The organism is Serratia sp. X3 (genome assembly GCF_014982455.1).
Classification (GTDB): Bacteria; Pseudomonadota; Gammaproteobacteria; order Enterobacterales; family Enterobacteriaceae; genus Serratia; species Serratia ureilytica.
The window spans coordinates 655110-667294 of record NZ_JADCNB010000002.1 but is presented as its reverse complement, the minus strand read 5'-3'; the positions used below and the strand labels follow the sequence as shown (position 1 = coordinate 667294).

The following is a 12185-nucleotide window of genomic DNA, read 5'->3' as shown; positions in this document are numbered from 1 at the left end:
CGAAAAAACCTGACGCCCGGAAGCGATCCCGGGCGTCAGGTTTTGCCTGTATTTTATCTTTCTGCCCTGCGGCCTGAGCGGCGGAGGGGATACAGTAACAATCCTGTTATGCTGGCATAATAACCCGTGCCCGCCGCGGCTCAACGCTTTTCACCGCGGAGTGCCGCCGCGGTCACACTTCTGCGCCGCAAGCCGCGGGATCATTCCAGCCTGAAGTGCGCCTCCAGCCGGCTGACGCCGAGCCCGTTGACCTTTTTCACCTTGATCTGCACCGGAATGCGTTCTTTCATCGCCTCGACGTGGCTGATCACGCCGATGGTTTTGCCGGAGGCGTTCAGGCTGTCCAGCGCATCCAGCGCGGTATCGAGGGTTTCGGCGTCCAGCGTGCCGAAGCCTTCGTCGAGGAACAGCGAGTCGATGCTGGTTTTATGGCTGACCAGATCGGACAACGCCAGCGCCAACGCCAGGCTGACCAGGAAGCTCTCGCCGCCGGACAGGGTGCGGGTATCGCGCAGCGCGTCCGCCTGCCAGGTGTCCACCACCTGCAGCTCCAGCGCATCGCTGGTCTTACGCTGCAGCAGGTAGCGCCCGTGTAGCCGGCCGAGCTGCCGGTTGGCCAGATAGACCAGATGATCGAGCGTCAGCCCCTGAGCGAAGCGGCGGAACTTGTCGCCTTCCTTCGAGCCGATCAGCTGGTTGAGGTAGCTCCAGTCGTCGTAGTCTTGCTGGCTGCGGGCGATTTGCTCGAACAGCGCCTGCTGATTGAGGCGGCGGGCGGCGTCGCTTTCCAGCTGATTGCGCAGTTCGCCCTGACGCAGCTGCAACGTTTTCAACTGCTGTGCCAGTTCGGCCAGCGATTGGGTGAGCGCATCGATATCCGCATTGGCTTCATCCAGCCCTTCAGGACGGTGCTGCCGATGCTGCTCCAGCGTTTGCGTCGCCTGTGTCAGCAGGGCGGCGGCCTCCACCTGTCGCTGTTGCAGCCGCTCTTTGCGCTGCTGCAATTCGCGGCGCAGGGCGTCGTCCAGCAGCGCGGCGGCGAAGGCGGTTTCATCGGCGAACTCGCTGTCGGCCAGCGCCTGCTGCCACTGCTGCTGCGCCTGCTGCAGCCGCTCCTGCATCTGGGTGAGCTGTTGTTGCAGCCCGGCCTGCTGGCCGGCCAGGCGTTCGCGCAGTTCCTGCGCCTTTTGCCACTGCTCGGCGGCCTGAACGCTGGCCTGTTCGCAGGCGGTTTGTTTGGCGCGCAGCTGTTCGCGCACCTGAGCCACCTGCTGTTCGCCGAACAGCGCCAGCCGCTGCGCACGTCGTTCAGCGAGGGTTTTCTCGCCTTCTTGCCAGCGTTGTTGCAGCTCTTGCTGCTGTTGCAGGTTGTCGGCGTGGGCTTTTTGCAGCAGCGTAAAGCGTTCTTCGAGCAACGCCAGCTGTTGCTGCGTCTGCTGCTGCTGCGTTTGCAGAGCGATGAGCGCGTCTTTCGCCTGCTGTACCGCCTGCGCCGCCTGTTCATGCTGCTGCAACGCCTGTTGCCCGCGCCGTTCTTCGTCGTCGCAGCCGTTCAGCCAGGCGCTGAGTTGCTCGCTATCCGCCAGCGTAAAGTCGAACGCCAGCGGTGCGCTGAGCTGTCGCCACTGCTGCTGTTGGGCAGCCAGCTGCTGTTCATCCTGCGCGATGGTTTGCTGCTGGCGCTGCAACTGCTGTTGCAGGTTGTCGTAACGGGCTCGCAGCTCGACGCCTTGTTTTTGCAATGCTTCGGTCTGGACTTTCATTTGCTCCAGACGTTGCGCAGTTTCCGACAGTTTTACCTCTTGATATTGTTCTACCGCCGGGTGCTCGCATGAGCCGCACAGCGGGCAGGGGGCGCCGGGTTGCAAACGGGCGCGCTCGGCCTCAAGACCCACGATCCGTTGTTCCAGCGCATAGGTTTTTTCAACATCGGCCTGGTGCGCTTTCTGCTGCTTAAATTGCTGACGGATAAGTTCTAGCTGTGGTTCCAGCTGGATCAGTTCATGTTGACCGATGTTTAGCTCTTGCCGCTGTTGTTCCAGCCGTTTAACGATTTGCTGCGACAAAGAGGATAGAGTAAACAGCTGCTGGCGCGTCGGGCGCAGATCTGCCAGGGCGCTCAGGCGCTGGCGCAGCGGGGCCAGCGGCGTTTTCGCCTCCAACGCCTGCTGCTGTTGCTGTTGAGCGGCCAGCGCTTCGTTCAGCGCATTCAACTGCTGCTGATGCTGTGCGCCCTGTGCCGTCAGCTGGCTGTGTTGGACGGTGAGCTGCTCCAGCGCTGTCTGCTTTGCGGCGCACTGCTGCGCGGCGGCATCGCCGGCCTGTCGCCGCTCGGTCTGGGTCGATAGCAGTTGGGCTATCTGATGATCGAGCGGGGCGACCTGCTCGTCAATCAGCTGTTGCTGTTGCCGCATATGCTCGGCATGGGTTTGCTGCGCCTGGCGAGTTTTCTCCACCGCCTGCTGCAGCGGGGTCAACTGCGCTGACTGCTGTTCCTGCTGCTGCGCCAGTAGAGCCGCTTGCTGCTGTATCGTCTGCAGCTCGGCGAGGCAGCGATCGCGATCACCGCGCAGCGGCCGCAATTTCTCGGCCGGCTCGCTGAGCGCCAGCCGCTGCAGCTGTGGGGCGGCCTCCGCTTGCTCGCGCTGGGCGGTGTCCAGCCGCAATTGCCCCTCGTTTTGCTGTTGCCGGAGGCGTTGCCATTGCTGTAGCCAGCTCAGCGCCTGTTGCTGCCGCTGGGTTTGCTCGCCGAGGGCGCTTTCCTGCGTGCTCAGCGCCGCCAGCTGTTCGGTCAGAGACTGGCGCTGCTCGTCGTTCAGCAGTTCGATGCCGCTGGCGCGTTGGTGCAACGCATCCAGGTCAGTTTTGGCCTGCTTGTGCGACTCGAACACCTGCTCGGACAGCCGCCCATAGATTTCGGTGCCGGTCAGCTCTTCCAACAGCTCGGCGCGATCGTTGGCGTCGGCGTTGAGGAAGGCGGCGAACTGCCCCTGAGACAGCATCATCGATTTGGTGAAGCGGCCGAAGTCCAGCCCGGTGATGGCGGCGGTGAGCTCCAGCTTGTCGCGCACTTTGTCCGCCAGGATCTTGCCGTCCTCGCGGCGCGCCAGTTCGACCTTCGGCGCCTGCAGGTTGCCGTCCGGCGCATTTTTGGCGCGGCGCTGGCTCCAGAAGGCGCGATAGCCGACGCCCTTGACCTCGAACTCGACCTCCGCCAGCGACTCAGCGGTGTGGCGGGTCATCAGCTCATTCTGGCTCGGCGTGACGTTGAGGCGCGGCGTCTGGTGATACAGCGCCAGGCAAATGGCGTCCAGCAGGGTGGTTTTGCCCGCGCCGGTCGGGCCGGTAATGGCGAACAGACCGTTGCTGGCGAAAGGCTCGGCGGTGAAGTCAATTTTCCATTCGCCCTGCAGCGAGTTGAGGTTTTTTAACCGCAGGCTGAGGATCTTCATGAATTCGTCTCCTCGGCGTTGCGCTGCACCGCCTCAACCACCTGGCAGAACATCTGGCGCATCCGCTGTTGGCGCGTTTCGGGCATCTCAGCCTCTTGCGCCAACCTGCGTTCGAACACCTCGTTGACGCTCAGCTCGTTCAGCGTTTCCTTATCCTGCTGCGCAATCGCCTGGCGGCGCTGCTCTTTGCTGCGCCGCAGCAGCACCACTTCCACCGGCAGCTCATCCGCCAGCAGCTGGATGCGGCGTTGGATATCGCTGAGGTAGTCCTGCGTCGCCACTTCGATATCCAGCCACACCGGCAGCTCGCCGGCATAGTCGGCAAATTGCCGCAGTTGCCGTTCGATCTCGGCCAGATCGCCTTTGATCAGCTGCATGGGCTGGAACTGCGGGATCGTTAACGCGTCAACCCGCTGCAGGGCGCCGTCGGCGAAATCCACCAGGAAGACGCTTTTGGCTTTGCCCAGCTCATCGAAGCTGAGCGGGATCGGCGAGCCGCTATAGCGAATATGCTCCGATTTGGCGACGTTCTGCGCGCGGTGAATGTGACCCAGCGCGATATAGTCGGCGGGCGGGAAGGCCTGCGCCGGGAAGGCGTCTAGGGTGCCGATATAGATGTCGCGCACCGAGTCGGAGGTGGTGACGCCGACGGTGGTCAGGTGGCCGGTGGCGACGATCGGCAACGGCAAGCCCAGCTGGTCGCGGCGCTCGCAGGCCGCCTGATACAGCGTCTGATAATGTTCGGCGATGGCTTCCTGCAGCGCCTGCTGTTTCTGCGCGCCGGATTCGCCGGCGCGGCTGGTGAGCAGATCGCGCGGCCGCAGGAACGGAATGGCGCACAGCACCGCGCCCGGCTGGCCGTCGCGCCGGTTCAGCACCACGATTTGCTGTTCCGGGGCGCCCTGCGCGCTGGCGATCACCGTGGTGTTCAGGCAGGAGAGCAGCTCACGCGATTCGTTCAGCGTCGCCACCGAGTCGTGGTTGCCGCCCAGCACCACCAACTGGCAGCCGGTGCGCTGCAGTTCCACCACGAAGCGGTTGTACAGCTCGCGGGCATAGCTGGGCGGTGAGCCGGTATCGAACAGATCCCCGGCGACGATCAGCGCATCCACCTGTTGCTGTTCGATCTGTTCGATCAGCCAGTTCAGAAAAGCCTGGTGCTCGGCGGCGCGGCTTTTGGTGAAAAAGTACTGGCCAAGGTGCCAGTCAGAGGTGTGGATCAGGCGCATGACACTCCCGGATGCAAAGATAATGGCGATGATTATAAAGGCCGCGGCGGCGGCTGTCCCGGCGCAATGATGATGACAACCGGATGATTTTTCTTTACTGCGGGAAATAATCGCTATGCTTACTGCCTATAACAGCCGGTTTTTTTCATAAAAGTGTCACAAAACTGACGCATAATGGCGCCCGAAAAGTCGCTAACACATTGGCAGGATTGACGATGGCAAGACGCATACTGGTGGTGGAAGACGAAGCGCCGATCCGTGAGATGGTGTGCTTTGTGTTGGAACAAAATGGTTACCAACCGTTGGAAGCCGAGGATTATGACAGCGCCGTGACGCGTCTGTCTGAGCCGTTCCCTGATTTGGTGTTGCTTGACTGGATGTTGCCCGGGGGGTCCGGCATTCAGTTTATCAAACATATGAAGCGCGAAGCGCTGACCCGCGATATCCCGGTGATGATGTTGACCGCGCGCGGCGAAGAAGAAGACCGGGTGCGCGGCCTGGAAGTGGGGGCGGATGATTACATCACCAAGCCGTTCTCGCCCAAGGAGCTGGTGGCGCGCATCAAGGCGGTCATGCGCCGCATTTCACCGATGGCGGTGGAAGAGGTGATTGAAATGCAAGGGCTGAGCCTGGATCCGTCCTCCCACCGCGTGATGGCGAACGATCAGGCGCTGGACATGGGGCCGACCGAGTTCAAGCTGCTGCACTTCTTTATGACCCACCCGGAGCGGGTTTATAGCCGTGAGCAGTTGCTTAATCACGTCTGGGGCACTAACGTTTATGTGGAAGACCGTACCGTTGACGTGCATATCCGTCGGCTCCGCAAGGCGTTAGAAACCAGTGGGCATGATAAAATGGTTCAAACCGTTCGGGGCACCGGCTACCGGTTCTCAACGCGCTACTGATCGCGCCGCGCTGGAGAATATGCCGTGTTAGAACGTCTGTCGTGGAAGAGGCTGGCTCTGGAGCTGGCTCTTTTTTGTTTGCCCGCCTTACTGTTGGGGCTGATTTTCGGTTATCTGCCCTGGTTCCTGCTGGCCTCCGCGCTGGCTGCGCTGGTGTGGAATTTCTACAACCAGCTCAAACTCTCCCATTGGCTGTGGATCGACCGCAGCATGACGCCGCCGCCCGGCCGCTGGAGCTGGGAGCCGCTGTTTTATGGCCTGTATCAGATGCAGCAGCGCAATCGCCGCCGCCGGCGCGAGCTGGCGCTGCTTATCAAGCGCTTTCGCAGCGGGGCCGAATCGCTGCCTGACGCGGTGGTGATGACCACCGTCGAGGGCAACATCTTCTGGTGCAACGGGCTGGCGCAGCATTTGCTCGGCTTCCGCTGGCCGGAAGACAACGGCCAGCACATCCTTAACCTGCTGCGTTATCCGGAATTTAGCCATTATCTGCAACAGCAGGAGTTTTCGCGTCCGCTGACGCTGCAGTTGAACAACGAACACTACGTCGAATTTCGCGTGATGCCGTATTCCGAAGGGCAGTTGCTGATGGTGGCGCGCGACGTCACCCAGATGCGCCAGCTGGAGGGCGCGCGGCGCAACTTCTTCGCCAACGTCAGCCATGAGCTGCGCACGCCGCTGACGGTGCTGCAGGGCTACCTGGAGATGATGGGCGACGAAGAGCAGGACGGTTCGCTGCGCAGCAAGGCGCTCAGCACTATGCAAGAGCAGACCCGCCGGATGGACGGGCTGGTCAAGCAGCTGCTGACGCTGTCGCGCATCGAGGCGGCGCCCAATGTCGACATGAACGAGCGGGTGGATATCCCGCTGATGCTGCGGGTGTTGCAGCGCGAGGCGCAATCGCTGAGCGGCGGCAATCATGAGATCACTTTCCGGGTGAACGAACAGCTCAACGTGTTCGGCAATGAAGACCAGTTGCGCAGCGCGGTGTCTAATCTGGTGTACAACGCGGTCAACCACACGCCGAAGGGCACCCATATCGAAGTGAGCTGGCAACAGACGGCGCAGGGTGCGCAGTTCCAGGTCAGCGACAACGGGCCGGGCATCGCCGCCGAACACCTTCCGCGCCTGACCGAGCGTTTTTATCGCGTCGACAAGGCCCGCTCGCGCCAGACCGGCGGCAGCGGGCTGGGACTGGCGATCGTCAAGCACGCGCTCAGCCATCACGACGCGCGGCTGGAGATCCTCAGCGAACCGGGGATCGGCACCCGCTTTATCTTTACCTTGCCCAATCGGTTGATTGTTCCCGCCGCTTTATCAGAGAATGCGGTGAAAAATTAACGCGAGACACCGGTATGACCCGAATAACCCGAGGGCTGTTGCTTTGCCTGGCGCTGCTGGCCGGACGCGGCGCGCTGGCGCAGCCTGACGGCATGTTGGCGGGCAACCTGTCCAGCGTCGGTTCCGACACGCTGGCGAATCTGATGGCGCTGTGGGCGCAGGATTTCAGCCAGCATTATCCCAACGTCAACTTGCAGATCCAGGCCGCCGGCTCCTCGACCGCGCCGACCGCGTTGGCCGCGGGCGCCGCGCAGCTCGGCCCGATGAGCCGGCCGATGAAGGCGGCCGAGATCTCGGCATTCGAACACCGTTACGGCTATGCGCCGCTGGCGGTGCCGGTAGCGGTGGATGCGCTGGTGGTATTGGTGCATCAGGATAATCCGCTGCGCGGCCTCAACCTGCAGCAGCTCGACCGCATTTTCTCCGCCACCCGGCGCTGCGGCGAAAGCCAGCCGCTGACGCGCTGGGGCGAGCTGGGTCTGCGCGGCGACTGGGCGTCGCGTTCGCTGCAGCGCTTTGGCCGCAACTCGGCGTCCGGCACCTATGGCTACTTCAAACTGCGCGCGCTGTGCGGCGGCGATTTTATGCCGCGCGTCAATGAGCTGCCCGGCTCTGCCTCGGTGGTGCAGGCGGTGGCCGGTTCGCTCAACGGCATCGGCTATGCCAGCATCGGCTTTCGCGCCAGCGGCGTGCGGCTGCTGCCATTGGCGGAATCGGGAGAGGACTATGTCGCGCCTACCGCCGCCAACGTGCGCAACGATCGCTACCCGCTGTCGCGCTATCTGTATATCTACATCAACAAAGCCCCCCATCAACCGCTGGAGCCGCTGACCGCCGCATTCCTCGATCGCGTGCTGTCGACACCAGGCCAAAGCCTGGTCAACCACGACGGCTATCTGCCGCTGCCGCCGGCCACCTTGCAGAAGACCCGTCAGGCGCTGGGGCTGCCACCGCTCGCGCCGGCCATGGCGCAATAAGCGACAAAAAACGGCGTAATTTTCACCTTTTTTTATGGCGAAACGAAGCTCATACCACGCGAGAATCGGCTTTTTATTAGCGATTTCGAGCGGTAAAGCGATATATGCTTCACGTTTTGTGAATTCGTTGTTCAAAAATGATACAAATCATGTAGTGTATATTTATTGATAGCCAATATGATCGACTGGTGGCTAAAGTTTATATGGTCGATAGCTCTGCTTTTCGCCGTGCGTCTTGCCTTGAAGCGCTATAAACGTTTACCTTAGCCTTCGTTGTCGGATTAAACCTCCATTTTTATAACTCCTAAAATTTTGCCCATCTTTATGAGCGGCCACTTTCGAATAGGGACATAAACGCCGGATCGTCTGCGTTTAGGGTGCTTATTTGGCGCGGCGACGATCGGGCATGCCGGCAACCGGGTGGGGCGTCACGCCACCACGCTATCGGACACTATTTTTCATTTGAACAGGCAACACGACATCGTATGAGTCATCGTTTAACGTCAAAAGATATCCTGGCACTGGGCTTTATGACCTTTGCCTTATTCGTCGGGGCCGGGAACATCATCTTCCCGCCGATGGTCGGTTTGCAGTCCGGTGAACACGTCTGGACTGCGGCGCTGGGCTTCCTGATCACCGCCGTGGGCCTGCCGGTCATCACCGTCATCGCGCTGGCGCGCGTCGGCGGCGGCATCGACGCCCTCAGTTCGCCAATCGGCCGCGGCGCCGGCTTGCTGCTGGCGACCGTCTGCTACCTGGCCGTCGGCCCGCTGTTCGCGACGCCGCGTACCGCCACCGTGTCCTTCGAAGTGGGCATCGCCCCGCTGACCGGCGACGGCGCCATGCCGCTGTTCATCTACAGCCTGGTGTACTTCGCGCTGGTGATCGGCATCTCTCTGTATCCGGGCCGCCTGCTCGATACCGTCGGCCATGTGCTGGCGCCGCTGAAGATCGTCGCGCTGGCCGTACTGGGCATCGCCGCGCTGCTGTGGCCTGCCGGCGCGCCGATTCCGGCGACGACGGCTTATCAGAGCGTGCCTTTCTCCTCCGGCTTCGTTAACGGCTATCTGACCATGGATACGCTGGGCGCGCTGGTGTTCGGCATCGTTATCGTCAACGCGGCGCGCTCGCGCGGCGTGAAAGACGCCGGCCTGTTGACCCGTTACACCATTCTGGCCGGTTTGATCGCCGGCGTGGGCCTGACGCTGGTGTACCTGAGCCTGTTCAAGCTGGGTTCCGGCAGCGGCGCGCTGGTGCCTGACGCCACCAACGGCGCGGTGATCCTGCACGCTTACGTTCAGAACACCTTCGGCGGTCTGGGCAGCTTCTTCCTGGCGGCGCTGATCTTCATCGCCTGCATGGTGACCGCGGTAGGCCTGACCTGCGCCTGCGCCGAGTTCTTCGCGCAATACCTGCCGTTCTCCTATAAGACGCTGGTGTTTATTCTGGGCCTGTTCTCGATGGTGGTGTCCAACCTCGGCCTGAGCCACCTGATCCAGATCTCCATTCCGGTGCTGACCGCGATTTACCCGCCGTGCATCGTGCTGGTGGTGCTGAGCTTCACCCTGCGTTGGTGGCACAGCGCGCCGCGCATCATCGCGCCGGTGATGCTTGTCAGCCTGTTGTTTGGTATCCTTGACGCGGTGAAAGCGTCCAGCTTCCAGCAGCTGCTGCCGGCCTGGACCACTCACCTGCCGCTGGCGGAGCAGGGGTTGGCATGGTTGCCGCCTTCGCTGCTGATGCTGGTGCTGGTCGCGATTTATGATCGGGTGTGCACGCGTTCCCAAGTGACCGCGCACTGATAATCCCCCGGCTTAATCTAGGGCCACGGACATGTCCGTGGCTTTTTTACGTTTAAAACTATGGGTCATTTTCATGCAACAACAGTCACCCACCACTGTCCCCGACAATAAGCTGAAACGCGGCCTCAGCACGCGTCATATCCGCTTTATGGCGTTGGGGTCGGCCATCGGCACCGGGTTGTTCTACGGCTCGGCGGACGCCATCAAAATGGCCGGCCCGAGCGTGCTGCTGGCTTACCTGATCGGCGGCATCGTGGCCTTCATCATCATGCGCGCACTGGGGGAGATGTCGGTCAACAACCCGCAGGCCAGCTCGTTTTCCCGCTACGCGCAGGACTACCTCGGCCCGATGGCGGGTTACATCACCGGCTGGACCTACTGCTTTGAGATCCTGATCGTCGCCATTGCCGACGTGACCGCCTTCGGCATTTATATGGGGGTCTGGTTCCCGGAAGTGCCGCACTGGATCTGGGTGCTGAGCGTGGTGCTGATCATCGGCGCCATCAACCTGATGAGCGTCAAGGTGTTCGGCGAGCTGGAGTTCTGGTTCTCGTTCTTCAAGGTCGCCACCATCATCATCATGATCGTGGCTGGCATCGGCATCATCATCTGGGGCATCGGCAACGGCGGGCAACCGACGGGCATTCATAACCTGTGGTCGAACGGCGGCTTCTTCAGCAACGGCTTTATCGGCATGATCCTGTCGCTGCAGCTGGTGATGTTCGCTTACGGCGGCATTGAAATCATCGGCATCACCGCCGGCGAAGCCAAGGATCCGAAAAAATCGATTCCGAAAGCCATCAACTCGGTGCCGTGGCGCATTCTGGTGTTCTACGTCGGCACGCTGTTCGTCATCATGTCTATCTACCCGTGGAACCAGGTGGGCACCAACGGCAGCCCGTTCGTGCTGACTTTCCAGCATATGGGCATCACCGTGGCGGCGGGCATCCTCAACTTCGTGGTGATTACCGCTTCGCTGTCGGCGATCAACAGCGACGTGTTCGGCGTCGGCCGCATGCTGCACGGCATGGCCGAGCAGGGCCATGCGCCGAAGATGTTCAGCAAGGTGTCGAAACGCGGCATTCCCTGGGTGACGGTGGTCGTGATGATGCTGGCGCTGCTGCTGGCGGTATACCTCAACTACATCATGCCGGAGAGCGTGTTCCTGGTGATCGCCTCCCTGGCGACCTTCGCCACCGTGTGGGTGTGGATCATGATCCTGTTCTCGCAAATCGCCTTCCGCCGCAGCCTGAGCAAAGAGCAGGTGAAGCAGCTGGCGTTCCCGCTGCGCGGCGGGGTGTTCACCTCGGTGGTGGCGATCGTGTTCCTGGTGTTCATCATCGGTCTTATCGGCTACTTCCCGACCACGCGCGTCTCGCTGTACGCCGGCCTGGTCTGGGTAGTGTTGCTGTTGGCGGGGTACTGGTTCAAAGTCAACCGCCAGAAAAAACGCGCGCTGCTGGCGACGCAGCAAGACTAAATGGAAAAACACCGGCTGAGGCCGGTGTTTTTTTAGGGGCAGGCGTCAAGAGAAGTCCAGCTTGCGCAGTTTGGAAACGTCGATGGACTGCCTGGCCTGCCACAGGTCGTAAGCATCTTGCATTCCCATCCAGACCTGTTCGGAACTGCCTATTACGATGGACAGGCGGATGGCCATTTCCGGCGAGATATCGGATTTACCGCTGATCAGGCGTTGAACCGTAGACGGCGCGACGTCCAATGCTTTGGCCAGCGCGCGCGCGCTGAGATTCAGCGTTTCCATGGTTTCTTTGATCAACTCGCCAGGATGAGGAGGATTATGCATGCGGTTCATTAGTGATAGTCCTCATAATTCACGATATAAACATCACCCTCGACCAGTTCAAACGTGATGCGCCAGTTACCGGTCACGGTGACGGACCATTGCCCATTGCGAGCGCCCGTTAGCGGATGCAAGAAGAAGCCGGGTAAATCCACGTCATCAATCACTTTCGCTAAATCCAGCACGCTCAGCCGCAGCGCGATTTTTTTCGCCTGTTTGGCGTCGATACCTGCTGTTGAACCGGTTTCGAAAAACTTTTTGAGTCCCTTATGCTTGAAGCTTCTTATCATCCTGATGGCTCCATGAGTGTTGCGCTATACGCATCATAGTAGGGTGTTGCGTATCACGCAACAAATTGGGGCGTTTTTTAACCCACTATGTCTGGCGTTTTTCTTCCGCTTCATCATCCCCGGCGGCGCGCGCTTCGATGCGTATGCCGCCGTCGTTCAGGCGTTCCTCCTCTTCCTCGCCGGCGCAGCGCGCCAGCACTTCGCGAATGTCCTGCAGGTTGCTGCTGAGGGCGCTCAACGAAGGTTGCAGATTGCGGGGCATGCGGCTTTCATCCAGCAAAGCGTTGTGCAGGCAGCCGATAAACAGCAGCGTGGCCATCAGGGTGAACAGCCGATGACGTAACCGTTTCAGCAAGAGCTTTCCCTCTCGGTGGTGAAGGTGATGCCG

Annotated in this window: 10 protein-coding genes; 5 read left to right on the top strand and 5 right to left on the bottom strand. The window is 61.1% G+C overall.

Features of this window, described 5'->3' with window-relative positions; all coding sequences use genetic code 11:
- Positions 1-200: 200 nt before the first annotated feature.
- Together sbcC and sbcD are read right to left on the bottom strand one after the other, a co-directional pair.
- On the bottom strand, positions 201-3452 hold the full coding sequence (sbcC, locus tag IMX17_RS13540; RefSeq protein WP_193549838.1) for an exonuclease subunit SbcC: 3252 nt from the start codon (positions 3450-3452) through the stop codon (positions 201-203).
- Positions 3449-4681, bottom strand: coding sequence for an exonuclease subunit SbcD (gene sbcD / locus IMX17_RS13535; protein ID WP_046897543.1), 1233 nt, complete (start codon positions 4679-4681; stop codon positions 3449-3451). Before sbcD ends, sbcC begins: the two co-directional genes overlap by 4 nt.
- 215 nt (positions 4682-4896) lie before the next feature.
- Between sbcD and phoB the strand changes: the two genes are divergently transcribed.
- The 5 genes from phoB to proY all read left to right on the top strand — a co-directional run bounded on the left by phoB (position 4897) and on the right by proY (position 11186).
- Entirely contained in the window at positions 4897-5586 is a 690-nt protein-coding gene (gene phoB, locus IMX17_RS13530; protein WP_004940438.1) for a phosphate response regulator transcription factor PhoB, read from the top strand.
- Positions 5587-5610: 24 nt separating this feature from the next.
- Positions 5611-6927, top strand: a complete 1317-nt coding sequence (gene phoR / locus IMX17_RS13525; protein WP_033642047.1) for a phosphate regulon sensor histidine kinase PhoR — start codon at positions 5611-5613, stop codon at positions 6925-6927.
- Positions 6928-6941: 14 nt separating this feature from the next.
- Positions 6942-7904 (top strand): PstS family phosphate ABC transporter substrate-binding protein, encoded by a 963-nt coding sequence (locus tag IMX17_RS13520; protein ID WP_042783778.1) that lies wholly within the window; start codon positions 6942-6944, stop codon positions 7902-7904.
- 485 nt (positions 7905-8389) lie between these two features.
- On the top strand, positions 8390-9706 hold the full coding sequence (gene brnQ / locus IMX17_RS13515) for a branched-chain amino acid transport system II carrier protein (RefSeq protein ID WP_015376824.1): 1317 nt from the start codon (positions 8390-8392) through the stop codon (positions 9704-9706).
- A 73-nt stretch (positions 9707-9779) separates the two neighbouring features.
- Positions 9780-11186, top strand: a complete 1407-nt coding sequence (proY, locus tag IMX17_RS13510; protein WP_046897618.1) for a proline-specific permease ProY — start codon at positions 9780-9782, stop codon at positions 11184-11186.
- Positions 11187-11231: 45 nt separating this feature from the next.
- On the opposite strand, the gene IMX17_RS13505 is transcribed toward proY, so the two are convergent.
- The 3 genes from IMX17_RS13505 to IMX17_RS13495 all read right to left on the bottom strand — a co-directional run bounded on the left by IMX17_RS13505 (position 11232) and on the right by IMX17_RS13495 (position 12152).
- On the bottom strand, positions 11232-11519 hold the full coding sequence (locus tag IMX17_RS13505) for a HigA family addiction module antitoxin (RefSeq protein WP_046897542.1): 288 nt from the start codon (positions 11517-11519) through the stop codon (positions 11232-11234).
- Positions 11519-11797 (bottom strand): type II toxin-antitoxin system RelE/ParE family toxin, encoded by a 279-nt coding sequence (locus tag IMX17_RS13500; protein ID WP_033651073.1) that lies wholly within the window; start codon positions 11795-11797, stop codon positions 11519-11521. The genes IMX17_RS13505 and IMX17_RS13500 overlap by 1 nt, the downstream gene beginning before the upstream one ends.
- An 85-nt stretch (positions 11798-11882) precedes the next feature.
- A complete protein-coding gene (locus IMX17_RS13495) occupies positions 11883-12152 on the bottom strand; it encodes a hypothetical protein (protein ID WP_046897541.1) in 270 nt (89 codons plus the stop codon).
- Between the last annotated feature and the right edge of the window lie 33 nt (positions 12153-12185).